Below are 26,189 nucleotides of genomic sequence, written 5' to 3'. Positions count from 1 at the left end.
ATGTTCTTCCTTACTATTAATTAATCATCAATTAAACCTAATAATTCTAAAATACGGTTTAAATCTTTAATTCCAGTATACTTGATAACAATTTTTTCAGTATCAATAACTACTTTTGTTCCTAATTTTTGCATTATTTTATTTTCCAAAAATTCATTAACAGCTCGTTTTGATGAATCCTTCTCTGAATTTTCAATTAATGGTTTCGTTATTTTTGGATTATATTCTTTGGCTAATTCTTCAACCTGACGCGCATTCAAATTTAAATTAATAATCTTATTAATAATGTTTTTTAATTCATTTTTGTCAACATTTAAACTAATTAATGGTTTAACTTGCCCCATTGTTACTTTATTTTCTAATAACAAGGTTTGCGCTTCAGCTGGTAAATTTAATAATCGCATCGTATTTGTGACATGACTTCGTGATTTTCCAATTCGTTGTGCTAATTCTTCTTGGGTTAATCCTAGTAACTCAATTAATTCTTTATAAGCATTAGCTTCTTCAATTGAATTTAAATCAACCCGTTGTATGTTTTCAATTAAAGCAACTTCTTTCATCTGCTGATCATTAAAATCAACAACAATTGCTGGAATCGTTGTTAATCCTGCTAATTTGGCAGCCCGACTACGACGCTCTCCAGCAACTAAATAATAACCATTATTCGTTTTTTTCACAATAATAGGTTGAATTAAACCATATTCTTTAATTGACTGTGCTAATTCTGTTAATTCTTCTTCATTAAAATTTTTGCGGGGTTGATGCGGATTAGGAAAAATTTCCGCTAATACAATTTCATTCGCTGTCTCTTTTAATGCATCATTGCTTTCAATCCCTTTAATTACTTCGTTTATTCCTTCACCAAAAATTTTATCTAGCCCTTTTGAACTTAATCGACTCTTAGTATTACTTGCCATTGTTTGCCAACACCTCTCTCGCTAATTCTTCATAAGCAACTGCACCTGCACCACCTTTATCATATTCAAAAATATTCAAACCATGTGATGGTGATTCACTAATTTTAACATTTCTTGGAATATGTGTTCGATAAACTTTTTCATTAAAATATTTTTTAACTTCTGTCATCACTTCAAATGATAATTTTGTTCGTGAATCAAACATTGTTAAAACAATTCCTTCAATTGCTAAACTTTCATTAAACATTTTTTGTACAAAATGAATTGTTGTTAATAACTGTGCCAAACCTTCTAAAGCATAATACTCTGCTTGAATTGGAATTAAAACAGAATCAGCACAAGCTAGTGCATTTCGATTAATCAACCCTAAAGAAGGAGGACAATCAATTAAAATAAAATCATACTTATCACGAACCGGTTTAATCCGCTCCAATAAAATGCTTTGGTTATCTTCTGTTCTTTCCATCAAATAAATATCTGCTCCCGCTAATGAAATGGTTGCTGGTGCTAAATCAACATTAGTCATAATATTTGAGATAATAATATTTTTTAATGGGATTTGTCCAACTAAAACATCATACATACTTTCATGAATTTCTTCTTTATTAGCACCTGTCCCTGTTGTTGCATTTCCTTGGGGATCAATATCAACTAATAAAATTTTTCGTCCAGTACGTGCCAATCCGGCCGCTAAGTTAATCGAAGTTGTTGTTTTACCAACGCCACCTTTTTGGTTTGTGATTGCAATAATTTTTCCCATAATTGTCCTTTCTGTTCCGTTGCATCTGATAATTTTATACATTATTATTATATAACACTTTATCCAATTGGAAATTTTTTTATTTGATTAAACCGACGGGGATATGGTTCTGCAGTTGCCCCTGTCTTAATAAAATAACAAATGTTCCGTTCACCAAGTTGTGGAATTGTTTCATGTTGAATTTTTTCTAATTTTAAATTTAAAACTGATAAAGTTTTTTGCGCTGCTTGTAATTCAACCCTAACATTTTGCCCTTTATAACAAATAATCCTTCCCGATGTTCTAACCATTCGCACTACTAATTCTAAAAGCATTCCTAAATTAGCAACAGCACGAGAAACAACAAGTTCAAAAAACTCAGCATGCTCTCGACTATATTCTTCTGCTCGAGCATGAATAATTTCAACATTTCTTAATTGCAACTTCATCACTAATCGTTGTAAAAATAAGCATCGTTTTTCTAATGCTTCAATAATTGTTAATTTAATTGTTGGACAAAGAATTTTTAAAACAAGCCCCGGAAAACCAGCGCCACTACCAACATCACTAACTGTCATATCCTTTGAAAATGAGAATTCTTTTAATAATAATCCTGAATCAAGAAAATGTTTAAGATAAATCTCGTCTTCGTTAATAATTGTAGTTAAATTCATAATTTGGTTTTGTTCAACTAAATATTGATAATATAATTGTAACTGTTTTTCTTGCTCAGGTCTAATTTCTAATTCTGGTAACGCTGTTTTAATTAATTTAATCATCAATATCCCCCCCATAATTTTTAATTTCTTTTAACATTATAACAATATATATGGTAATATATAAATATTTAAGAAATAATTAAAAGGAGTATAAAATGAACAAAAAAGCTTTAATTGTCGTTGATTATCAAAATGACTTTGTTGATTCTAAGGGAGCATTATATGTTCCGGGGGCAGAAAAATTATATGAAAAAATTGTTGCTTTAATTGATGAATTTCATCATAATGGTGATTTAGTTATTGCAACAAAAGATTTTCATCCTAATAATCATTGTTCGTTTGCTAAATGAGGTCCGCATTGCATTGTAAATACATTTGGCAGTGAGTTATATAAATTAACTACATCTCAATTTGACCATATTATTTTAAAAGGAACACAACAAGATTTTGATAACTACAGTGGTTTTTTTAGTGATAATCATACTTCAAATGGATTACATGAATTTCTTCAAGAACACAAGGTTACTAACTTGGTCATTGTTGGTGTTGCTATAGATGTTTGTATGTCAGCAACGCTTGTTGATGCTATTAAATTAAACTATCATGGTATTATTGACTTAAATGCTAGTGCTGGATTTAAACCACAAATTACTTTTTAAAAAAACTATTATGAATAAACAACATAATAGTTTTTTTTAAAATCATCATCATTTTCATCATTATTAGAATCAATATTTTTGACACGCATAATTGTTTCACCATTTGGTAATTGACCAATTCGCCCTTTACTACTTCCTTTTCATTTCACTTGATAGTAAATAATTCCTTGAGAATGTAATAGTTTTAAGATTTCAATTCAATTATATAGTTCACCACGATACATTCATCGTTTCTCACTATGTGCTTCCACTAAATATCGATTATAAAAACTATGCGGATGTGATCACATCCTAATTTGCCGAATTGTATTTTCTCGTTTTGAAACTATTTCTAAATTTTCTGCTCGATTATCACGAGGATTACCATTAATATGATCAATTGTCATATTTGGCGGAACTGAACCAATAAATAACTCAACAATCAACTTATGTAATGGTCTTGTTTTTGTTTTTCCGTCTTCACTACGACAAATTAAATAATAATTAGTGTTTTTTGGTTTCTTTAATTTCTTAACTTTCTTTGTTACAACAATATTACGAACACGCCCCCCATATTGCTAATCTCAAGATAAGTAAATTCCCGGTGAACCTTTCAAATTTCTGCTTTTTTTGCTTTATTCATTTTAACCTCTTATTTTTTTGAAACTGCTTTATGATCTGTAATATAAAATCGATATGGTTTTAATTTAAAATTTGTTGCATACTCAATGTTGACCGGTGGTGTAGTTGTAATTTCAATTGCAGTTGGTGCTGTATCTTCATCAAGATATAAAACCGAACTTTCTAGCAGAGAAAGGCCATCATCAGCTTTAGTATTTTTTAAATAGCGCGATAACTTTCCGGGACCATTTGCTAACCGTGGTGTTGAAACAAAGTTAGGAACAGTTTCATCAATAATAATTTCACCATCGCATAATAAAACTGCACTTGGAAAATCAACTTGGTCAGTAACAATATTAAAACAATGATACATCCCATAAATGAGAAAAAAATGTGCAAAGCCACCTTTTCAAAAAAGTGTTTCATTACGAGAACTACGTTTATTGTTAAAACCATGATTAGCATCATCTTCCGGTCTATCATAAGCTTCAGTTTCAATAATTTTACAAATAATTTTTTTCCCATCAATAATTCGAACTAAATATTTTCCTAATAGTTCGCGTGCAACAACAGCATTTCGCATAAAAAAAGTATCCTCAGTTAAACGGTTTACATTTATCATTTTAAAAAAAGCATAACAAAAATTAATATTAATTTGCTATGCTAACCTAACCAATTTTTTCACATTGGTCAAATTCAACTTCAGTAGGTGTCAAACGACCAAACATTTCTAAATTTACTATCGCAATCCCTTTTGAAGTGTCAATTTTTGTTACTTGTCCTTCCATATCAGTAAAAGTTCCTGATAAAATTCGAACATAATCATTAACTTCAAAGTTTGCCACAAATACTTTTTTAACTTTTTTTCCTTGCTGTGTTGCTGTTTTTTTAACTGCCAATGATTTTGAAAGCATTGTCCTTGCTTCTTTATCTGTTAAAGGAAAAGGTTTTGTTCCTCGCCCTGATGAGCCAATAAATCCAGTAACCCCTGTTGTATTCCGAACAATATATCAAGCTTCATCATTCATAATCATATTAATAAAAATATAACCTGGATAAACATTTTTTTCTTTTTCTATTAGTTTTCCACCTTTTTTGGCTGAAACTGTCTCTTTTACAACTCTAATATCAAAAACAACGTCTTTCATATTTAATGATTCTACCCGTTGAATTAAGTCATCGCGAACACGGTCTTCATGTCCAGAATAACAATTAATTACATATCATTTTCCAGGGTACTTTGTAACATCTTCTAAAGTTTCTATGTCTTCACTTTTATCATTATCAATGATTTCATCTGTTATTGTGTTTTTTCCTAACATTACTTTACTTTACTCCTTTTAAACTTATCTATTATATAATGCGAGCAACAGTTAGTAAATGATGTAAAACTAAATCTAATACTAAATAAAACACCGCAAAAGCAGTAATAAATAAAATTGTGATTAAAAACTTGTGCCCTAAACTACCCTTACTTGTTCATCGAATTCTTGTGACTTCTTTTGCCATTTTGACAGGAAATTCACGAAAAGCTAATTTTCAATTTGTTTTTTTACTTTTATTTGAATTTTTACGCTTAAAAAGACCTTTTTTAATTTGCTCACCATTTTCAACAACCTCTGGTGTTGTGCTTACTTTTTTTGCCCCAACTTGAATTGGCGCTGTTTTACTTGCTTTTTTTTGAAAAATTAGCGCTGCTTTCTCATTTTTCTTTTGAATTTTTAACGCTTTTTTTTCTTTTTTTGTTAAAACAGTTTTAACGTTCTTTTTTGATTTTTTATTTTTTTTCATTGCAAACACCTACCTTGTTTCTTTATGTTTAGTATGTTTATTACATGTTTTACAAAACTTATTTATTTCTAATCGTTCTTTTTGTGTCATTTTGTTTTTAAATGTTGTATAGTTTCGATTTAAACATTCTGAACATACTAATATAATCTTTTCGCGCATAATATTCACCATAATTAATTATAGTATATTAATAATAATATTCATATACTTAATTAACTATTTTTGTAAAAATCTCTTGTTTTTTGCATAATTCGTTGCATTGCATTATCAACTTGACGATAATTTAACTCTAATAAGTGGTGAATATTATAAATATTTTCACCAGCAAATCATAACCGAAATATTTCTTTTAATTTTGTAGAAAACTCTTGATGAAATAAAAAAATCATCAATATGATAACTTTAAAAGAAAATTATATAAACTTTTAATATTGTTATTTAACTTTTTTATACGTTAAAATATAATACCGATGATTGTTGGTTTGGCGTTAAACCTTTATGCTGGTATTTTCATTTTCAGAGATTTAAATAATTTTGAATGTTCGTGAAACCTAAGCCATGATAATGAATTAAGGATTCTTTAAGATTTGATTGTAATTTACTAATTTTATTTAACTTCCGATAACTAGCATCAGGATTTGTACTAGTTTTAGTTGCTAATAAAATATAATTTGTTTGTTTTGCTACTAATAAATATAATGGTTGCATGTCAGAAATAATAATTGAATTTTCTTTGATTAATTGTTTATTAATATTTTCAATAATTCACTGTTTTTGTAATCGTTTTGTGTTGGTTGATTTAACATAAATATTATTATTGCTATCAACAGCCATTTGAACATAACATTTAGTGTTGGTTGAAAATGAATCAAGATGAATTTTTCTTTTATCAAATTTATCTTTAAAATTACCTTTGTGGATTTCTTTAATAAATGTTTCATCGATTTTAATTTGGCCATTTAACGTTTTAAATTTTAATTGGATGTTTTCTAATTGTTTTGATTTCATTATTTTTTGGCGATTATATCAAGCAGTTTTCGGTGATGTTTTAATAAAGTGGGAAATCATTTTACTAGATTGGCCTAATAATGAAATTTGAATCAATAAATTTCACTGTTCATAATTTAAATGACTTCAATACGTAAAATGATCACGAAAAGCATCAAAACTAGCACGACATTTTTTGCATAAATATTTTTGTTTTCCTTCAGGATTATGACCATTTTTAACACAATAAAAAGATTGACAATTAGGACATTTAATACCTTTATCCCTAAATTTTTGGGCAATTTCATTTAAGCGTTTTTGTTTTTTAATTAATTCTGCTTCTTTTTTGACTTTTTCATGAAATTCTAAAAATTGATCATCTGTTAAACTATTTATTAATTCTTCAATTATTTTTTCCATTAATTATTCACCTCTTATATTAAGAATATACCTAATTTTAGGTATATTTTATAAATATCAAGAGTTTTCTACAAAATTAAAGAATATTTCTTTTTCTAATGGTGATAATCGTTGATAAAATATTTTAATAATTTGTTTTTGTTCATCAAAACAAGCAATTTTATTTGAAAAATTATCATCTTGATTAGTAATATTTTCATTAGTTAATTTAATGTAATAATTTAAAACTCTATTTTTTAAATTAAAAAATTGACGAATTTGTTTATGAATATCTCATGTGTAACGTTGAAAAATAAAGTCTTTTATTTTTTTGACGAATGGGGATTATACATTTTGGCACTTTCTAATACTGAAAAATACTTTAAACTTTCTAAATCAGCTAATTCAATTGGTAAACCAAAATATTTATAAAAAGTTCGGCGCTTAACTTCTTCTAGAAATGGCACATATAATTTATATAAACTAAATAATGCTGTTTGATTATGGCCTTCTTGAAATAAATAAAGTAATTAATATTCATTCATCGTAATAATAGTCAAATCCTTTCTAAATTAAATTTTATTGTTGCAACATTTTAATTTGATAAATTAAAATAGCACTAGCAACCGATACATTTAAAGAATCAAGATGACCTGTTGTTGGAATATAAATATTAAAATCAGAATGCTTTAATAACTTTGTGCTAATCCCTGTTCCTTCATTACCTGCGATTAGACAAATTGGCGTATCATATTTTAATTCACTTACATTGTGGGCTGTTGTAGTTAAACTTGTTGCATAAATTCAAAACCCTTGTTTTTTTAAATATTCAATTGCATTAGTTAAATTATTTACTCGACAAACTGGAACATAATTAAAAGCACCTGCAGATGTTTTGGCAACAGTAGCATTAATATCAACCTGGCGTTTATCTAGAATAATAACCCCATCAACATTAAACAAATCACAAGTACGCAAAATTGCCCCAAAATTATGTGGGTCAGAAATTTGATCAAGGACTAATAAAAATGGGTGATTATTTTGTAATGCTTTTGTTGTTATTGCAGTTAATGAATAATTTTCTGGCTTTCAAATTTCCAATACCAAACTTTGATGCTTACTAGTTTGTACAAGAGTTGTCATTTTATCTGTTGAACAAAATACAACCTTAATTTGACGACTTTTAGCTAGTTTCAAATAATAATCATTTTTTTTCCCTTGTGGTAATAAATAGAGTTTATTAATTTTCACTGCTGGATTTAGTAATGACTCCACAACAGGATTAATTCCGTAAATGTATATATATTCTTGCATATTTTCTTCCTTTTCCTGTTTTATTATCCATAACCAATATTAATAAATTTCTTTATAAGTATTATAATTTAATTTGATATTTTTTAATAGTTTCTTTTATTTTTTTATTACCCGAGAATAAAGTGCTAAATTTTTCTCTGTTTTATTTTTAAACTTAGTTGTTAAAGTTGGCATAATGCCAAGATTTGCTTTCGTTGGTTTTAAATATCGTTGTTTTGGATTTGTAACATAGTTGACTAATGCTCCCAACACAGTTTCTGAAGGAAATTTAATTAATGGTAAATCCATTACATATTGATATACATTTAAAGCACATAATAAAACTGCTGCCACCGATTCTAAATAACCTTCTACACCAATAATTTGACCAGCAAAAAAAATATTATTATTTTGTTTATATTGTAAAAATTGATTTAAAACTTTTGGTGAATTAATATAATTATTTTTATGTAAGACTCCATATCGAACAATATCTACTTCTGCTAAACTTGGAATAAATTGTGTAATAATTCGTTTTTGTTCTGGCCATGTTAAATTTGTCTGTCAACCTACGATATTATATAAACTATCAATGACATTATATTGTCGTAATTGAACCACTGCAAATGGCTGCTTACCATTTTTGTCTGTTAGATTATTACTACTCATTGGTCCATTCAAAAGAATTTTTCGTGATGTTTGTGCCATAATCTCAATTGGTTGACAACCTCTAAAATATTTTTCAAAATCCGCAATAGGAGCTCGTTTTGCCTTTACTAATTCTGTAACTAATTGATTAAACTCATCTTCTGTTAATGTACAAATAATATAATCTTTTTGTTCTGAATGTCGTGCGCCATAATATGCTTTTGAAAAATCAATTCCAGCTTTTGTTACAATTGGGGCTGAGCCATCATAATAATACAATGCTTTCTTACCAACTAACTTTTTAAGTTCAAGAGCAAAATTTGTTGTCACTAATGGTCCAACAGCAATAATAGTAATTTGTTTTGGATCTATTTCTTTAATTTTGTAGAAAACTCTTGGTATTTATAAAATATACCTAAAATTAGGTATATTTTTAATATAAGAGGTGAATAATTAATGGAAAAAATAATTGAAGAATTAATAAATAGTTTAACAGATGATCAATTTTTAGAATTTCATGAAAAAGTCAAAAAAGAAGCAAAATTAATTAAAAAACAAAAACGCTTAAATGAAATTGACCAAAAATTTAGGGATAAAGGTATTAAATGTCCTAATTGTCAATCTTTTTATTGTGTTAAAAATGGTCATAATCCTGAAGGAAAACAAAAATATTTATGCAAAAAATGTCGTGCTAGTTTTGATGCTTTTCGTGATAATTTTACGTATTGAAGTCATTTAAATTATGAACTGGATAGGCTACAATTATTAGGACCATAATTATATAGACTTCAAAATTAGATAAAATTATTAAGAAAGAAGGAATATAAAAATGGGAAATAAAACTTCATACTCTGAAGAATTTAAAAAACAAATTGTCATGCTATATAAAAATGGTAAAAGTGTTATTAATCTAGGGCAAGAATATAATTTACCAAAACCAACTATTTATAGTTGAGTTAAAAATTATAATAATTCTGGTTCATTTAAAGCAAAAGACAATCGCACACTAGAATAAAATGAAATAATAACTTTACGAAAAGAACTTAAAGACTTGAAAATGGGAAATGACATTTTAAAGCAAGCCGCACTGATAATGGCCAAAAAATAACAATAATTAATAACAACAAAACAAAATATTCAGTAAGAAAAATATGTAAGATTTTGGGTTTATCAAAATCAACGTATTATTATCAAACTAATAAATGTATTAACAAGCAAGTTAATAATTATGAACAAGAAATTATCAGTGCCTTTAATAAAAGTCGCAAAATTTATGGGGCTCGCAAAATTAAAGTTATTTTAAATAGAAAAGATATCATCTTATCGCGGCGAAAAATCAGATTCTTTATGATCAAAAATAATTTGGTTTCTAAATACACCAAATTAAAATATCATAATCATAAAACAACAGTCAATAATGACCAAATTAATAATATTTTAAATCGTCAATTTAACAACAAAAAACCTAATGAAGTTATTGTTAGTGATTTAACATATGTTCAAGTTGGCGCTAAATGACATTATATTTGTTTATTAATTGACTTGTTTAATCGTGAAATAATTGGTTATAGTGCTGGGCCGAATAAAACAGCCGAACTGGTCCAGCAAGCTTTTCATAAAATAACACGACCATTAAATCAAATAACTCTATTTCATACTGATTGTGGTAATGAGTTTAAAAATAAAATCATTGATGAAATTTTAATAACTTTTAATATTAAAAGATCATTAAGCAATAAAGGCTGCCCTTATGATAATGCTGTGGCTGAAACAACTTACAAAACTTTTAAAACTGAATTTATTAAGGGTAAAAAATTTAAAAATTTAACACAATTAAAATACGAACTTTTTGATTTTGTGCATTGATATAACAATATTCGAATTCATGGCAGTTTAAATTATTTATCTCCAGTTACTTTTAGAAAACAAATGTCTATATAAAAAGTGTCCTAAAAAGTGTTTCCATTCCAGAACAGCGAAATTTATTGATTCAAATTTCATTATTAGGCCAATCTAGTAAAATGATTTCCCACTTTATTAAAACATCACCGAAAACCGCTTGATATAATCGCCAAAAAATAATGAAATCAAAACAATTAGAAAACACCCAATTAAAATTTAAAACGTTAAATGGCCAAATTAAAATCGATGAAACATTTATTAAAGAAATCCACAAAGGTAATTTTAAAGATAAATTTGATAAAAGAAAAATTCATCTTGATTCATTTTCAACCAACACTAAATGTTGTATTCAAATGGCTGTTGATAGCAATAATAATATTTATGTTAAATCAACCAACACAAAACGATTACAAAAACAGTGAATTATTGAAAATATTAATAAACAATTAATCAAAGAAAATTCAATTATTATTTCTGACATGCAACCATTATATTTATTAGTAGCAAAACAAACAAATTCTATTTTATTAGCAACTAAAACTAGTACAAATCCTGATGCTAGTTATCGGAAGTTAAATAAAATTAGTAAATTACAATCAAATCTTAAAGAATCATTAATTCATTATCATGGCTTATGTTTCACGAACATTCAAAATTATTTAAATCACTGAAAATGAAAATACCAGCATAAAGGTTTAACGCCAAACCAACAATCATCGGTATTATATTTTAACGTATAAAAAAGTTAAATAACAATATTAAAAGTTTATATAATTTTCTTTTAAAGTTATCATATTGATGATTTTTTTTATTTCATCAAGAGTTTTCTACAAAATTAAAAATCTATTTTAATAAATTAATCATAAATAATGGTAATATTAGGATGATTTATTAAAGTTGCTGTAACTTTTTGTGAAAATAACTCCCGGCCAACACTAAGTGCATCAGCAGGAACTTGAGCATCATAAGCTGTTTTTAAAATGAAAGAATCTAATAACTTTAATTCTTCTTTTAAAATTCCAATTGCATTTTCTTTCGAAACACTACGAAAAGAATTAGAACAAACTAATTATGCAAATGTATCTAATTTTTGAACTGGATTTTTAAATAATGTTTTTTCTTAATATAATTTTACTTTTAAACCACGTTTTGCTAATTGATAAGCGATTTCACAACCTGCTAACCCAGCGCCAATAATATTAATTTCTTTTTGTTTAATTACGTTACAAAATATCTTTTTCTACTAAAACCTTACGAAGCTCATCTGCTTTGACAAAATCTTTATTATTTTTTGACTTAATTCATTCTAATAAATATTTACGAATTTCACCACTAATCACTGGTAACTTAAAATTAAAATTCATAATATTAAAAATAATATTATAAAAATCGCTAGCAAGTTGTAAATTAAGTTTTTTATCACGTAATTGATTATTAATAATTTTAGTCATTTTACTAATAATAGTTAAAACATTTGGACTATTTAAATTATTTGCTAACTCAGCAAGAACTTTCTTAACATTGTCACCATGTTGTGCTAAATTATAATTTAAGTCATATTCAGCTAAATATAAATTTACTGCTTTTAAGACTTTAAAAATCTTTTCGGTTTCACCTTGTGCACTAATAATTAAAGTTTTTGTTACATTTAATGGTTGTGTATAATTAGTCGCATATAACAAATAACGTAATGTATTTGCTCCGTATAATTTAATAAAATCACGAACTAAAATAGTATTATTTAATGATTTACTCATTTTTTTATCAGCAACATTTAAATGTCCATTATGCATTCAAATTTTTGCAATTTCCTTATTATTTTTTGCTAAAAATTGAATTCGTTCATTTTCATGATGAGGAAAAACTAAATCAATTCCGCCGGCATGAATATCAATTGTTTCTTTATGAAAAAATTTATCAATCAAGACAGCACATTCTGTATGTCAACCTGGGCGGCCTTGATATAATTTACCCGTTTGATCATAAAAGGGGAAAGAAACTCCTTCGGTTGTTTGCTTTCATAACGCAAAGTCATATTGACTATGCTTATTAGCATCATGTTCAATTCGAACATTAGTTTCTAATTCTGAAATTTTTTTATTAGCTAATTGTCCATATTGTGTTTGATATTTTGCAATATCAAAATATACACTACCATTAACTTCATATGCAGCATTAAGTTTAACTAATTTTTGAATAAAAGTAATAATATCTTTAACATGGTCTGTTACTCGTACTCGCTTCGCTGGCATTATAACATTTAAATTAAAAACATCTTCTTCAAAAGCTTTAATATAAAATTCTACAATTTCTTGTTCAGTTTTATGTTCTGCCGCTGCTTTAGCAATAATCTTATCATCAATATCCGTGTAATTTTGAATATAATTAACCTCAATATGTTGAAATTGTAAAAAACTAACTAATAAATCAACAGTAATAATTGCGCGGGCATTACCTATATGAATGTAATTATAGACAGTTGGTCCACAACCATAAATATTATTTTTTTTTGCTTGACCATAATCTGTAAAATTACGAGTCAAAGTATTATATAATTTCATACTTCACCCTCTTATCTATTTGCATCCAATTCCATTTTTTTTAAATAAAATAACAGCATTTGAATATCAGCTGGATTAATTCCTGAAATTCGATTCGCTTGACCAATTGAAATTGGTCTAATCTTTTTAAATTTTTCTCGCGCTTCAAGTGCCAAGTTATCTACCAAGTCATAATTCAAATTAACTGGAATTAATTTATTTTCCAACTTAATTGTTTTTAAAACAATTTCTTGTTCTTTTTTAATATATCCTTCAAAACGAATATTAATTAATAAATTTTGTTTTAAAAATGATTTTAAATTATTTAACGGTGGTAACTCCTCCTCTAAATATTTTAACTCAATATTTGGTCGTTTTAATAAATTATAACCAGAAATACGTTCCGTAATGTTAGCAACACCTAATTTAGTTAGTTTTTGAATTAATGGTGATTTTGCCGTAAAATAAGTTTCTTTTAACAATTGCATTATTTCATTATAACTTTGCACATTATTTTGATATTCGATTCAACTTTTTTGATCAATTAAACCAAATTGATAAGCATAATTTTTTAATCGTTCTTCAGCATTATCATTGCGCAATAATAAACGATATTCGGCACGAGAAGTTAATAAACGGTAGGGTTCTTCTGTTCCTTTTGTAATTAGATCATCAATTAACACTCCAATATAAGCTTGGTCACGACGTAAAATGAAAGGTTCTTTTTGGTCAATACTTAAAACAGCATTAATTCCAGCCATTAAACCTTGGCAAGCAGCTTCTTCATAGCCACTTGTTCCATTGATTTGGCCCGCCGTATATAAATTTTTAATTTTTTTTGTTTCTAACGTATGTTTTAATTGTGTTGGTACAATTGCATCATATTCAATTGCATAAGCTCATTTTAAAACTTCAACATTTTCAAATCCTGGCAAGGAACGCAGCATCTTTTCTTGCACATCAATTGGCATTGAAGTTGAAAATCCTTGCACATAAATTGTATTTAAACTCTTTGATTCTGGCTCTAAGAAAATTTGATGACGTGGTTTATCAGCAAACCGCACAATTTTATCTTCAAAACTTGGGCAATAACGTGGCCCCGTTCCTGTTACATTTCCAGAATACATTGCTGATGCTGTTAAATTTTTTTGCACAATATTATGTGTTTTTGGTGTTGAATGAATTAATCAACATAATTCTTGCTCTTGTAATAGTGTAAAGGTTTTTGCTGAATAAGAAAAGGCTAGTTGCAAATCACTTCCTGGTTCTGGTTGTGCTTTACTATAATCAATTGAAGTATTAAGAACACGTGCTGGTGTACCAGTTTTTAAACGAAATAACTCAAACCCTAAATGTTTTAAATGGGTTGATAATCCTGCTGTTGTAATGTCACCATCAGGTCCTTCTGCTTTTTTTGTCATTCCTTGTAACACTAAAGATTGCATATATGTTCCTGTTGTTAAAATAACTTTTTTTGCAAAAAATTGTGTTTGGTCTTTTAACATTACTCCATAGCAATTATTGTTATCATCAACCATTAAAGATTGAACTTCTCCTTCATATAAATCTAAATTATCTTGCTTTTCAATTACTTTTTGCATATATTTTGCATATTCAATCTTATCTGATTGAGCGCGTAATGCTCATACAGCAGGACCTCGTGAAGAATTTAATAATTTCATTTGTAAAGCTGTTGCATCAGCTGCTTTTGCCATTTCACCACCAATGGCATCAATTTCACGAACAACAATCCCTTTAGCTGGGCCACCAATTGAGGGATTACATGGCATTAATGCAATTTTATCTTTATGCAAAGTAACTAATAATGTATTCTTTTTCATTCTTGCTGCAACTAAACTTGCTTCAACTCCAGCATGACCAGCGCCAATTACAATTACATCATATTTTTTCATTAAAATCCCTCCTTTACTAGTTTTATTAATTTAATTCTGCTTCAATTTGTTTTAATTCTTGTTCTACATTAACACGATTAAATAAGTTTTCTTTTTTCTCTATCTTTTTATTATATATGATTTCTTGCGTTAAAATTGTTTCAAATGTTAAATCAGTTAAATTAACATTAAAATAATCGGCAATTTTCTGAGCATTATCAACTAAAACTGGCTGCAATAAAAAAGCACTAACAATAATAGTATAAGCTAAAATTGCTAAAGTTTCATATAATTGCTCCATCTTTTCGTTTTTTTCTAATTCCCAAGGTTTATTTTCTTCAATATATTTATTCGCCTTATTACATAATTCTAAAATAATGTTTAGTCCTTCTGAAATTTGATAAGCATCCATTGCGTGCTGATAATTATGCACCGCTTGGATGCAACTTTCAATTAGCACATTATCCAATTGTTGTTGTTTTACTAACTGACCATTAAAATATTTACTAATCATATTACTTACTCGCGATACCAAGTTCCCTATATTATTAACTAAATGAGCATTATATGATTCTAAAAACATTTCATAAGAAAATTTACCATCATTTTCAGTTGGAATTTCATATCCTAAGTAAAAACGTAATGTATCTCGACCATATTTATCAATTAAATATAATGGATCAACAACATTTCCAATTGATTTACTCATTTTAGTATCTTTAAATAAAATTCAACCATGCGATAAAAGTTTATTAGGCTGACGTAACCCTAAACTTTCTAGCATACTTGGCCAATAAATCGTGTGAAAACGAGCAATTTCTTTTCCTAATAGTTGCAAAATCTCAACATCCCCATTATTTCAAAATTTATTAAACAATGTTTCATCATTTGATAAATAACCTAATGCTGTTAAATAATTTGATAATGCATCAATTCAAACATAAATAATGTGTTTATCATTTTCTAAGGTTTTAATTCCTCAGGAAAAAGTTGTTCTAGTAACAGATAAATCAGTTAAGCCGGGTAAAATAAAATTATTTAACATTTCATTTTTTCTTGCTTCTGGTTCAATAAAACCAGGATGATTATTATAATAATTAATTAAAAATTGACTATATTTTGAGACTTTGAAGAAATATGTTTCTTCCTTTACTTTTTGTGTCTTATTACCACAAACTAAGCACTGGTTTGTTACTTTATTAATTTGTGCTTCAATTAAGAATTCTTCACAACTAACACAATATAAACCTTCATACTCTCCTAAACAAATATCCCCATTATTATATAATTTACTAAAAATTTTTTGGACTCCAACTTCATGTTCTTTATCAGTAGTACGAATAAACTTTGAATATTCAATTCCTAATTTATTTCATAATAATTTAAAATTATCAACAATCATTGTTGTAAATTGATATGGTGTTACCCCTGCTGCTTTTACTTTCTTTTCAATTTTTTCACCATGTTCATCGCTGCCTGTTAAAAAGAAAGTTTCATAACCAGCCATTTTTTTATAACGATTAATAATATCAGCTAATGTAGTAGTATACGCATGTCCAATATGTAATTGCGCACTTGGATAATAAATTGGGGTTGTAACATAAAATAATTTCTTGTTTTGACTCATAATATATCCCTCTCATTGTTATATATTTTAACAATATAAATTATATCGCATTTTTTCCAATAAAATAAGGGTTTTTTAAAGACAATTAAGGCCTTTGAAAATTACTAAAATAAAATAGTTATTTTTAACACCCAAAATAAAATAGACACATAAAAAATAGGATTGTGTCATAATTTTATTGAAAGGTGTTTTTATTATGGGCGGAAAATGATTTACAAAAAAAGAAAAATTAAATATTCTAAAATATTATCGAGAATATGGGTAGTCAAAAACTTTTAAAAAATTTAACATTGCAGATCCAACATTAATTAGATGAAAAAGATAACTTGCGATTAAAGGAGATGCTGCTTTAGAACCAGGAAATGGGGAAGAATCTAAAGGAATTCGTAGATCAGGTCGACCAAAAAATATTGATTTTAATGCAATGACAAAAGAAGAATTAATTCAATACATTAAAATTGTTGAAGATGTAAAAAAGTTCTTAACCAAATCGAAAAAGAAGAAATTTCAGACGGTTTGGTACTTGAAGAAAAAATACAAGATTAAATATTTATGTAAAATTTTAAATATTTCAAGAGCAGGATATTATAAATGAGTTAATCATGGTATGAAATCTTTTAACAAATGAGATAGTCAAATTGCGACAATTATAAAAACGCTATTATTAAATTTTAAGAAAATTTATGGTTACAATATGTTGACACTCTTAGTTAATCAGATATATAAGTTAAACTTAAAGCCACAAATTGTTTATAGATATATGAAAAATATGAATTTAAAATCAATTGTTAGAGTAAAAAGATTTAATTATAAGCTTAAATCTGGTAGTAATCGTCATGAAAATTTAATGAATCAAGATTTTACAACAACAAGTATTAATCAAAAATTAGGAACAGATATAACATATTTATTAACAAATAATAAAACCTATTATTTATCTATAGTTAAAGATTTCCATACAAATGAAATGGTAGTAAGAAAAAAGTTGAGGTTTTACAAAAATATAAATAAAGTAATTAAATATAAATTAAAGTAATCGCTTATCATAGCGATTTTTTTATTTGCATTATTCATCAGATAGTATCTTTAAAATTAAAAATTAACCTATTTTCCCTAAAAATTAGTTAATATTTATAATTTCCTTTCTGTGATTTATTATATTTTTTTCGGTTTAACAACTAATAATATCATTTTTAATAAAGGTACTATCTGATGAATAATGCAATCTAAAACTTAATATTTTGATGCTTAAAGATGGATAACTCATCTATGGCACGAAGCCTTAAAGAAAGTGTGAAAGCGATTGGATTTACTATCCTATTTATTTCTTTAATTCTCGACAAGATTAATCACTTGTGAAATGTCAGAGCGCTTGTTTTTTGCTTGTTTTTATAAAAAGAGTGATGTTAAACCGAAAAAACAATATCGGACACTAAAAAAACAAGATGGTTGGAGTTCCAAAAGGTTATTTTCTTTATATAAAGTTGTCTATGGATGGATGAAGCGTAATTAATGGATAGGCTACAATTATTAGGACCGTAATTATATAGACTTCAAAATTAGATAAATGGAATGGCAACACTTTTTAGGACACTTTTTATATAGACATTTGTTTTCTAAAAGTAACTGGAGATAAATAATTTAAACTGCCATGAATTCGAATATTGGATAGGCTACAATTATTAGGACCATAATTATATATACTTCAAAATTAGATAAAATTATTAAGAAAGAAGGAATATAAAAATGGGAAATAAAACTTCATACTCTGAAGAATTTAAAAAACAAATTGTCATGCTATATAAAAATGGTAAAAGTGTTATTAATCTAGGGCAAGAATATAATTTACCAAAACCAACTATTTATATTTGAGTTAAAAATTATAATAATTCTGGTTCATTTAAAGCAAAAGACAATCGCACACTATAAGAAAATGAAATAATAACTTTACGAAAAGAACTTAAAGACTTGAAAATGGAAAATGACATTTTAAAGCAAGCCGCACTGATAATGGTCAAAAAATAACAATAATTAATAACAACAAAACAAAATATTCAGTAAGAAAAATATGTAAGATTTTGGGTTTATCAAAATCAACGTATTATTATCAAACTAATAAATGTATTAACAAGCAAGTTAATAATTATGAACAAGAAATTATCAGTGCCTTTAATAAAAGTCGCAAAATTTATGGGGCTCGCAAAATTAAAGTTATTTTAAACAGAAAAGATATCATCTTATCGCGGCGAAAAATCAGATTCTTTATGATCAAAAATAATTTGGTTTCTAAATACACCAAATTAAAATATCATAATCATAAAACAACAGTCAATAATGACCAAATTAATAATATTTTAAATCGTCAATTTAACAACAAAAAACCTAATGAAGTTATTGTTAGTGATTTAACATATGTTCAAGTTGGCGCTAAATGACATTATATTTGTTTATTAATTGACTTGTTTAATCGTGAAATAATTGGTTATAGTGCTGGGTCGAATAAAACAGCCGAACTGGTCCAACAAGCTTTTCATAAAATAACACGACCATTAAATCAAATAACTCTATTTCATACTGATCGTGGTAATTAGTTTAAAAATAAAATCATTGATGAAATTTTAATAACTTTTAATATTAAAAGATCATTAAGCAATAAAGGCTGCCCTTATGATAATGCTGTGGCTGAAACAACTTACAAAACTTTTAAAACTGAATTTATTAAGGGTAAAAAATTTAAAAATTTAACACAATTAAAATACGAACTTTTTGATTTTGTGCATTGATATAACAATATTCGAATTCATGGCAGTTTAAATTATTTATCTCCAGTTACTTTTAGAAAACAAATGTCTATATAAAAAGTGTCATAAAAAGTGTTGCCATTCCATATCAATATACATCCACTATTTATCACGATAAATGTTTATCTAACGGTATTATAATTTCAATGGGGAAAAAATACCACTGTGCAGATAATATTGTTATAGAAAGTTTTCATTCATTACTTAAGAAAGCTACAATCCATAATAAAATATATAATTCACATGAAGAATATATACAAGATGTTATAAAATTAAATACATGATATTAAAATCGTAAAGAAAAAGATATAATTAAAAAATAGTAAATACTTTTTATTAGTACTTACTAAAATGGGTGCACTCTACATTCCATCCTTAACCCTTTTTTACATTAATAAAGTATTAAACATCTTCTTTATAATATTTATTTCATGATGCAATATCATCACTATCATTCTTATTAACTGGTTCTAATGATGGCAGTTTTTCTAATTCAATTTCGTCTTCAACATTATTATTTTTTTTCCGCGAATCAATGATAAATTCTTTATCTGGTGCTGTCCGATTTTGTAACGCTTGAATTTGCATTCTAATTCGTGACATCGTTAATTTTTTATCTTTAAATTCAATTATTCACTGGATTGGTAACATTAATGGATCAAGTTTTTCCCCATTACGAATAATAATTAATAGCATATTAATAAATTTGCCAAATCCTTCTTCCTCTTTTCAATGTTCCATTTCTAATGGATCATACATTAATTGATTTTTAACCAAATCATAATTGGAAGCATGTGCTTCTGTAATTTTTTCTGCTCATTCTATTTCAGGAATTAAATAAAAATTAGTTGATAAACTACAATTAAATAAATGTTGTTGATTTTTAAATAATGATAAATTAAATTTATCAACAATAATGGCACTAATACTAATTGTTAAGCCAGTTAAATCAGTTACTTCTTTCATTCATTGAAAGATTGCTTGAACATAACGAAGAATAAATTTTAACTTTCCTGACGAATAAAGAATTGTTTTTCAACTTTCATAATCAAACTGATATTCTGCATCATGTCGTACTTCACGAATATTTTCATCAGGTTCTAATGCTAAGAAGTCTTCAACTGATAAAATAATCATATCTTTTTTCATATGGTTTGTTTCTCCTAGGTGGCCTATTTCATTGACACATTTTCTTCTTGATTATATCATAAAACTAAGGAGAAAAATAGGTATTAGGGAAGTGATTTAGCGACCAGGTTGGATATTTAATAAATTATTTATTTAACATATTAATTTTATTATTCTATGGATAGGCTACAATTATTAGGACCATAATTATATAGACTTCAAAATTAGATAAAATTATTAAGAAAGAAGGAATATAAAAATGGGAAATAAAACTTCATACTCTGAAGAATTTAAAAAACAAATTGTCATGCTATATAAAAATGGTAAAAGTGTTATTAATCTATGGCAAGAATATAATTTACCAAAACCAACTATTTATAGTTGAGTTAAAAATTATAATAATTCTGGTTCATTTAAAGCAAAAGACAATCGCACACTAGAAGAAAATGAAATAATAACTTTACGAAAAGAACTTAAAGACTTGAAAATGGAAAATGACATTTTAAAGCAAGCCGCACTGATAATGGCCAAAAAATAACAATAATTAATAACAACAAAACAAAATATTCAGTAAGAAAAATATGTAAGATTTTGGGTTTATCAAAATCAACGTATTATTATCAAACTAATAAATGTATTAACAAGCAAGTTAATAATTATGAACAAGAAATTATCAGTGTCTTTAATAAAAGTCGCAAAATTTATGGGGCTTGCAAAATTAAAGTTATTTTAAACAGAAAAGATATCATCTTATCGCGGCGAAAAATCAGATTCTTTATGATCAAAAATAATTTGGTTTCTAAATACACCAAATTAAAATATCATAATCATAAAACAACAGTCAATAATGACCAAATTAATAATATTTTAAATCGTCAATTTAACAGCAAAAAACCTAATGAAGTTATTGTTAGTGATTTAACATATGTTCAAGTTGGTGCTAAATGACATTATATTTGTTTATTAATTGACTTGTTTAATCGTGAAATAATTGGTTATAGTGCTGGGCCGAATAAAACAGCCGAACTGGTCCAACAATCTTTTCATAAAATAACACGACCATTAAATCAAATAACTCTATTTCATACTGATCGTGGTAATGAGTTTAAAAATAAAATCATTGATGAAATTTTAATAACTTTTAATATTAAAAGATCATTAAGCAATAAAGGCTGCCCTTATGATAATGCTGTGGCTGAAACAACTTACAAAACTTTTAAAACTGAATTTATTAAGGGTAAAAAATTTAAAAATTTAACACAATTAAAATACGAACTTTTTGATTTTGTGCATTGATATAACAATATTCGAATTCATGGCAGTTTAAATTATTTATCTCCAGTTACTTTTAGAAAACAAATGTCTATATAAAAAGTGTCCTAAAAAGTGTTGCTATTCCAAATTTTATCTAATTTTGAAGTCTATATAATTATGGCCCTAATAATTGTAGCCTATCCAAAATGGCCAAATTCAAATCGTTGAAACATTTATTAAAGAAATCCACAAAGGTAATTTTAAAGATAAATTTGATAAAAGAAAAATTCATCTTGATTCATTTTCAACCAATACTAAATATTGTATTAAAATGGCTGTTGATAGCAATAATAATATTTATGTTAAATCAACCAACACAAAACAATTACAAAAACAGTGAATTATTGAAAATATTAATAAACAATTAATCAAAGAAAATTCAATTATTATTTCTGACATGCAACCATTATATTTATTAGTAGCAAAACAAACAAATTATATTTTATTAGAAACTAAAACTAGTACAAATCCTGATGCTAGTTATCGGAAGTTAAATAAAATTAGTAAATTACAATCAAATCTTAAAGAATCCTTAATTCATTATCATGGCTTAGGTTTCACGAACATTCAAAATTATTTAAATCTCTGAAAATGAAAATACCAGCATAAATGTTTAACGCCAAACCAACAATCATCGGTATTATATTTTAACGTATAAAAAAGTTAAATAACAATATTAAAAGTTTATATAATTTTCTTTTAAAGTTATCATATTGATGATTTTTTTTATTTCATCAAGAGTTTTCTACAAAATTAAAAGAAGTTTTTAAAAACTTTATGGATGTTATGAATTAATTACATGAAAAAACAAAAGAAAAAACTGAAGAACAATCATACGATAGATAATTTGAAAAATTATCCATTGTTTACTATAAGTTGCCTTAATAATCTAGATTATATCTATATTTTTTTAATTTTTAGACTATATCACACATCCAGTTCTTATTTTTTGTAAATAATATTGTCACGATGTCAATATTTATATTTTTTAGATTTATTAATTTTTGAAGTTCTAACTTTCGCTACAATTCATAAAACGCCATCAATATCAAACAATAAAGTTGTTTTCTGACCATTATTTAATTCAACCATCGTATAGCGTTTGTTTTGTTTGTTTCAAATTAATGATAAAACTTTATAAATGACATGGTCAGTTGCATAAGCAACCCATTGAAAGAATATTAATAAAACTATTAAACTAAACATTAAATCTGTTAAGTAATGTGTTCTTGAAAGAATTTGCATAAATGCCATCATTGCAATATTTGCAATAAAAAATCCAAATATTAATCATTTTCAGCAAGTAATCTTTTGTTTACGTTTTTCATTCATGAAATATAACAAAAAACCATAAACAGGCATTGATGATGAATTCATGTGACCAGATGGAAACGCCTTATCACTTCAGTGATGTGTTCCTTCACCTGCTTTCGCTAATAAGAAATCTCAGTATTCAGCTTTAAAACCTTGAATTTGTCACCAATTTAAATATTCGGCATTAACAATATTAGTTGGTTTGTTTGTTCAACTATCTGGTAAATGGTCAATAACATATTGATAATCAACATGGGCTCAATATGGCCGTCCAAAGAAAGTTTTAAAAAGTGGATCAAAAGTAATACCAAAAAGCGCAAACACTACAAATATTTTTAATGCATCAATTCAATAATTATTAGTTAATAAATCATCTCGTTTTGAAAATTTAACTCTTAAAAATCAAGCAATCCCGCCCATTAAGATAACTTCAATACTAAGTTGAATTGTCATTGCAACGATTGTGCTTGTTCCATCAAGACCAAATCAATAATCTCTTCCTTTACCACCAAACGCAAAAAATGTTGATTGCTGATAAATCATTCTACTAATAATTAAGGTAAAGAAAATTATAAATAAAGCATAAACAGTAATAATGATAATTGCTAAGAATTTAAATTTTAATTTATATTTAATATTTAAACTTTCTAATAAAATCCATACTCCTGCAAACATAAATGGAACGGTCATTGTATAAGATAGTTTATCTCAAAATAAACTTAATCAACTGACAACACCATTATCATTTAAATCACCAATCGCCTTTGCAATTTGGCGGTCTCAAATACTTCCTACAATAAAAAGTGTTATAACAACAGTTAGGGCAATAATTTTCAATATTTTAAAAACAAATTTGTTCTTACTATTTTTGTTCATAAATGCAGAACCGTCAACATAGAACTTTTGTTTTGTGTCTCTCTTAAAATTTAACATCTTCATGAAATCATTATATCATAATAAAAAGCACCAACCTCTTTCATTTTTATTTTGGAAAATAAAAAAATGTTTTTAAATAAAACATTTTTAACTTGGGGAAGAAATTCTGCTAGTTGTTCTTTTGATAATACTTCGGTAAAAAGATGTTCACTAACCAACCCCATTATCGGTAACTGTCATTGTTGTTGTATTAGCAATTTTTTTTAATTTTAAGACACTATTCCCCATCGCAACAGTGCAACCAACAATTTTATCAAGTTCAAGGTCATTATAATTATCCCCATAAAAAATAAACTGTTGTGGATCATACCCTTTTAAAGCACATAATTTTTTAAAAGCATTACCCTTATTAATATTTAATGCTTAAATATCAAATAAATCTTTTTGGGAAAAAACGCCATCAGCCGCATCTTTAAATGGATGATAAATCGCTTGTACTTGCTCTAATTCAGTTGATGAATTAAAAGGGAATAAAATTTTTAAAACTTCAATTTCATTATTTTTTAATAACGATACATAATCAGTTTCCGTATCAATTAGAATGCGATAATTATCATTATCTAATTGTGCATTATACTTTAGCATAAAAGCAATCCGACCAGATTCAGGATGACCATAAACCATATTAGCAGTATAAACAATATGATCAACATTTGCTGCAATGTCCTTTGTTAACACCGCAAGAGCTAATGCTTGTGGTAAAGGTTGTTGATATAATATTTCATTTGTTAAACTATCACGAATTAACGCACCATTACAGGAAATAATTGGTTTTTTAATTTTTAATTTTGCAAAATATTCTTTTGCCATTAAGTCTAATCGTCCCAAAGCTAAAAACAAGTGATAATTACTAGCTAGTTGATATGTTTGTAATGCTTCATATGTTTCAGGATTAATTAAATAACCTTTCCCCGCAATTGTGCCATCTAAATCAGTAATTACATAAGGATATTTTTAACAAGATTCATAATATTTTATTTCCTTTCTACTTATCTATTTTTAATTATAAAACTAAATAAACTGTTTTCGTAGTGTAATTTTAATGTTTTGATGTGTTCCAACCATTATTTTTTGACCACTTTGCCCTTTAAAACTAATTCATCCTAATCCAGCAATAAATAGCGAATAATTACCTGGTTCCTTAATTTAGATCATTCGTTCAGTTCATTCCTGATAATTTTTTAATCTAACAACAGCAGTTGGCAAATGCTGGGTAAAATAATAATCCTTATTACTTAATTTGGTGCGGTGTAATTTAAAATTGTTATTTTTATAAAAATGAAAACTTGTTTTTAAACCTGTAAGATATGAAAAACTAGCTAATCCTTCATAAAAAATTGTTTGCTCTGAATTCAATTGAAATGTAATTGGTTTTAATAGTTGTTTAGTAAGCATATTTTTATTATTTTCTGCAAGATTTGGAAGCAGACTATGCTTATTAATGATGCCAGGAGTATCATAAACTTTCTGTCTAGTTCCCAAATTAACAACAATTTTATCTAATGTTGTTGCAAGGTTATTTGAAACAGTAATTTTTTGTTGTTGGTTAGTTAACTTAATTAAACTATTTAATAATGTACTTTTCCCTGTATTATAACTACCAACAAAAACAAGATCATTATCTTGGCGTTTAATATATCGTCATAATTCATCTAAACCATAATTCTTTAATCCACTAACTAAAATAATATCTTCTAGTTTTGAAAAAAGCACCGAACTTTTAAAAAGTTCACTAATATAAGTAATAATTTTATTAGAATTAATTAATTTATTTACTAAATCAATTTTATTAATAATTAAAGTTACTTTATTATTTTGTAATAGTTGTTCTAATTCCAAATTCCGTGTTCCATCCAAATCATAAACATCTAAAACATAAAAATAATGTCAATTCAAATAATAATCTTGGCGTAACTTTGCAAGAAAATCAATTGCTGTTATATTATAAGGAACTAGTTAATTATAATGGGTTAACCGAAAACA

26 protein-coding genes and 4 pseudogenes are annotated in these 26,189 nt (G+C 26.6%); 9 read left to right on the top strand and 21 right to left on the bottom strand.

What is annotated here, in order from left to right:
* Positions 1-20 precede the first annotated feature (20 nt).
* From AAHM76_RS03325 to rsmG, 3 genes are read right to left on the bottom strand one after another with little or no spacing between them, the layout of a single operon-like run.
* Positions 21-917 (bottom strand): ParB/RepB/Spo0J family partition protein, encoded by an 897-nt coding sequence (locus AAHM76_RS03325; protein ID WP_342256676.1) that lies wholly within the window; start codon positions 915-917, stop codon positions 21-23.
* Positions 907-1,677 (bottom strand): AAA family ATPase, encoded by a 771-nt coding sequence (locus AAHM76_RS03320; protein WP_342256675.1) that lies wholly within the window; start codon positions 1,675-1,677, stop codon positions 907-909. The genes AAHM76_RS03325 and AAHM76_RS03320 overlap by 11 nt, the downstream gene beginning before the upstream one ends.
* A 59-nt stretch (positions 1,678-1,736) precedes the next feature.
* Entirely contained in the window at positions 1,737-2,435 is a 699-nt protein-coding gene (gene rsmG / locus AAHM76_RS03315; protein WP_342256674.1) for a 16S rRNA (guanine(527)-N(7))-methyltransferase RsmG, read from the bottom strand.
* 95 nt (positions 2,436-2,530) lie between these two features.
* On the opposite strand from rsmG, the gene AAHM76_RS03310 reads away from it, so the two are divergent.
* On the top strand, positions 2,531-3,034 hold the full coding sequence (locus AAHM76_RS03310) for an isochorismatase family protein (protein ID WP_342256673.1): 504 nt from the start codon (positions 2,531-2,533) through the stop codon (positions 3,032-3,034).
* 8 nt (positions 3,035-3,042) lie between these two features.
* On the opposite strand, the gene AAHM76_RS03305 is transcribed toward AAHM76_RS03310, so the two are convergent.
* From AAHM76_RS03305 to trmFO, 10 genes are all read right to left on the bottom strand, one after another.
* Positions 3,043-3,459: an HNH endonuclease signature motif containing protein gene (locus tag AAHM76_RS03305; protein WP_342256672.1), complete on the bottom strand. Its 417-nt coding sequence runs from the start codon at positions 3,457-3,459 to the stop codon at positions 3,043-3,045.
* Positions 3,460-3,665: 206 nt separating this feature from the next.
* Positions 3,666-4,217, bottom strand: coding sequence for a DNA-3-methyladenine glycosylase (locus tag AAHM76_RS03300; RefSeq protein ID WP_342256671.1), 552 nt, complete (start codon positions 4,215-4,217; stop codon positions 3,666-3,668).
* An 85-nt stretch (positions 4,218-4,302) separates the two neighbouring features.
* Positions 4,303-4,956 (bottom strand): transcription termination/antitermination protein NusG, encoded by a 654-nt coding sequence (nusG, locus tag AAHM76_RS03295; protein WP_342256670.1) that lies wholly within the window; start codon positions 4,954-4,956, stop codon positions 4,303-4,305.
* A gap of 31 nt (positions 4,957-4,987) precedes the next feature.
* Positions 4,988-5,425 carry a preprotein translocase subunit SecE gene (locus tag AAHM76_RS03290; protein ID WP_342256669.1) on the bottom strand — a complete coding sequence of 146 codons (438 nt, stop codon included), beginning with the start codon at positions 5,423-5,425 and terminating at the stop codon, positions 4,988-4,990.
* 9 nt (positions 5,426-5,434) lie between these two features.
* Complete coding sequence (gene rpmG / locus AAHM76_RS03285) at positions 5,435-5,584, bottom strand: 50S ribosomal protein L33 (protein ID WP_004028373.1); 150 nt, start codon at positions 5,582-5,584, stop codon at positions 5,435-5,437.
* Between the two features lie 53 nt (positions 5,585-5,637).
* Positions 5,638-5,814 carry a hypothetical protein gene (locus AAHM76_RS03280; RefSeq protein ID WP_342256668.1) on the bottom strand — a complete coding sequence of 59 codons (177 nt, stop codon included), beginning with the start codon at positions 5,812-5,814 and terminating at the stop codon, positions 5,638-5,640.
* A 58-nt stretch (positions 5,815-5,872) separates the two neighbouring features.
* Positions 5,873-6,832, bottom strand: a complete 960-nt coding sequence (locus tag AAHM76_RS03275; RefSeq protein WP_342256667.1) for an IS1/IS1595 family N-terminal zinc-binding domain-containing protein — start codon at positions 6,830-6,832, stop codon at positions 5,873-5,875.
* Positions 6,833-7,134: 302 nt separating this feature from the next.
* Positions 7,135-7,278, bottom strand: a complete 144-nt coding sequence (locus AAHM76_RS03270) for a hypothetical protein (protein ID WP_342256666.1) — start codon at positions 7,276-7,278, stop codon at positions 7,135-7,137.
* A gap of 112 nt (positions 7,279-7,390) precedes the next feature.
* Positions 7,391-8,125, bottom strand: coding sequence for a 23S rRNA (guanosine(2251)-2'-O)-methyltransferase RlmB (gene rlmB, locus AAHM76_RS03265; protein ID WP_342256665.1), 735 nt, complete (start codon positions 8,123-8,125; stop codon positions 7,391-7,393).
* Between the two features lie 96 nt (positions 8,126-8,221).
* Positions 8,222-9,082: a methylenetetrahydrofolate--tRNA-(uracil(54)-C(5))-methyltransferase (FADH(2)-oxidizing) TrmFO gene (trmFO, locus tag AAHM76_RS03260; RefSeq protein ID WP_342256664.1), complete on the bottom strand. Its 861-nt coding sequence runs from the start codon at positions 9,080-9,082 to the stop codon at positions 8,222-8,224.
* A gap of 126 nt (positions 9,083-9,208) precedes the next feature.
* Between trmFO and AAHM76_RS03255 the strand changes: the two genes are divergently transcribed.
* The 3 genes and pseudogenes from AAHM76_RS03255 to AAHM76_RS03245 all read left to right on the top strand — a co-directional run bounded on the left by AAHM76_RS03255 (position 9,209) and on the right by AAHM76_RS03245 (position 11,394).
* Positions 9,209-9,529 carry an IS1/IS1595 family N-terminal zinc-binding domain-containing protein gene (locus tag AAHM76_RS03255; protein ID WP_342256663.1) on the top strand — a complete coding sequence of 107 codons (321 nt, stop codon included), beginning with the start codon at positions 9,209-9,211 and terminating at the stop codon, positions 9,527-9,529.
* A gap of 52 nt (positions 9,530-9,581) precedes the next feature.
* Positions 9,582-10,693, top strand: a pseudogene (locus tag AAHM76_RS03250) (IS3 family transposase).
* Positions 10,694-10,737: 44 nt separating this feature from the next.
* Entirely contained in the window at positions 10,738-11,394 is a 657-nt protein-coding gene (locus AAHM76_RS03245) for a transposase (RefSeq protein ID WP_342256662.1), read from the top strand.
* Positions 11,395-11,510: 116 nt separating this feature from the next.
* On the opposite strand, the pseudogene AAHM76_RS03240 reads toward AAHM76_RS03245, so the two are convergent.
* The 4 genes and pseudogenes from AAHM76_RS03240 to metG all read right to left on the bottom strand — a co-directional run bounded on the left by AAHM76_RS03240 (position 11,511) and on the right by metG (position 16,713).
* A pseudogene (locus AAHM76_RS03240) lies at positions 11,511-11,822 on the bottom strand (FAD-dependent oxidoreductase).
* 55 nt (positions 11,823-11,877) lie between these two features.
* Positions 11,878-13,215: a cysteine--tRNA ligase gene (gene cysS, locus AAHM76_RS03235; protein WP_342256661.1), complete on the bottom strand. Its 1,338-nt coding sequence runs from the start codon at positions 13,213-13,215 to the stop codon at positions 11,878-11,880.
* 11 nt (positions 13,216-13,226) lie between these two features.
* Complete coding sequence (gene mnmG, locus AAHM76_RS03230) at positions 13,227-15,110, bottom strand: tRNA uridine-5-carboxymethylaminomethyl(34) synthesis enzyme MnmG (protein WP_425289458.1); 1,884 nt, start codon at positions 15,108-15,110, stop codon at positions 13,227-13,229.
* A 22-nt stretch (positions 15,111-15,132) separates the two neighbouring features.
* Entirely contained in the window at positions 15,133-16,713 is a 1,581-nt protein-coding gene (gene metG / locus AAHM76_RS03225; RefSeq protein WP_342256659.1) for a methionine--tRNA ligase, read from the bottom strand.
* Positions 16,714-17,137: 424 nt separating this feature from the next.
* Between metG and AAHM76_RS03220 the strand changes: the two genes are divergently transcribed.
* From AAHM76_RS03220 to AAHM76_RS03210, 3 genes and pseudogenes are all read left to right on the top strand, one after another.
* Positions 17,138-17,749 (top strand): hypothetical protein, encoded by a 612-nt coding sequence (locus AAHM76_RS03220; protein WP_342256658.1) that lies wholly within the window; start codon positions 17,138-17,140, stop codon positions 17,747-17,749.
* A 710-nt stretch (positions 17,750-18,459) separates the two neighbouring features.
* Positions 18,460-19,571 (top strand): annotated as a pseudogene (locus AAHM76_RS03215) (IS3 family transposase).
* Between the two features lie 89 nt (positions 19,572-19,660).
* Positions 19,661-19,804: a hypothetical protein gene (locus tag AAHM76_RS03210; protein WP_342256657.1), complete on the top strand. Its 144-nt coding sequence runs from the start codon at positions 19,661-19,663 to the stop codon at positions 19,802-19,804.
* Between the two features lie 112 nt (positions 19,805-19,916).
* On the opposite strand, the gene AAHM76_RS03205 is transcribed toward AAHM76_RS03210, so the two are convergent.
* Entirely contained in the window at positions 19,917-20,663 is a 747-nt protein-coding gene (locus tag AAHM76_RS03205) for a hypothetical protein (protein ID WP_342256656.1), read from the bottom strand.
* Between the two features lie 238 nt (positions 20,664-20,901).
* Here AAHM76_RS03205 and AAHM76_RS03200 point away from each other — a divergent pair.
* Both AAHM76_RS03200 and AAHM76_RS03195 read left to right on the top strand, forming a co-directional pair.
* A protein-coding gene (locus AAHM76_RS03200) for an IS3 family transposase (RefSeq protein ID WP_342256655.1) occupies positions 20,902-22,013 on the top strand; the annotation gives its coding sequence in 2 pieces (ribosomal slippage) (positions 20,902-21,145 and positions 21,145-22,013; 1,113 coding nt in all).
* Between the two features lie 214 nt (positions 22,014-22,227).
* Positions 22,228-22,614, top strand: a complete 387-nt coding sequence (locus AAHM76_RS03195) for a hypothetical protein (RefSeq protein WP_342256654.1) — start codon at positions 22,228-22,230, stop codon at positions 22,612-22,614.
* Between the two features lie 284 nt (positions 22,615-22,898).
* Here the strand turns inward: AAHM76_RS03195 and AAHM76_RS03190 are convergent, their stop codons facing one another.
* The 3 genes and pseudogenes from AAHM76_RS03190 to AAHM76_RS03180 all read right to left on the bottom strand — a co-directional run bounded on the left by AAHM76_RS03190 (position 22,899) and on the right by AAHM76_RS03180 (position 26,102).
* Entirely contained in the window at positions 22,899-24,203 is a 1,305-nt protein-coding gene (locus AAHM76_RS03190; protein ID WP_342256653.1) for a phosphatase PAP2 family protein, read from the bottom strand.
* 153 nt (positions 24,204-24,356) lie between these two features.
* Positions 24,357-25,103, bottom strand: a pseudogene (locus AAHM76_RS03185) (HAD-IIB family hydrolase).
* Positions 25,104-25,352: 249 nt separating this feature from the next.
* Complete coding sequence (locus AAHM76_RS03180) at positions 25,353-26,102, bottom strand: GTPase (protein ID WP_342256652.1); 750 nt, start codon at positions 26,100-26,102, stop codon at positions 25,353-25,355.
* Between the last annotated feature and the right edge of the window lie 87 nt (positions 26,103-26,189).

The organism is Spiroplasma endosymbiont of Poecilobothrus nobilitatus (genome assembly GCF_964030655.1).
GTDB lineage: Bacteria > Bacillota_I > Bacilli_A > Mycoplasmatales > Mycoplasmataceae > Spiroplasma.
Note: the sequence above shows the minus strand (reverse complement) of the source record. Positions and strands in the feature narration are given on the sequence as shown.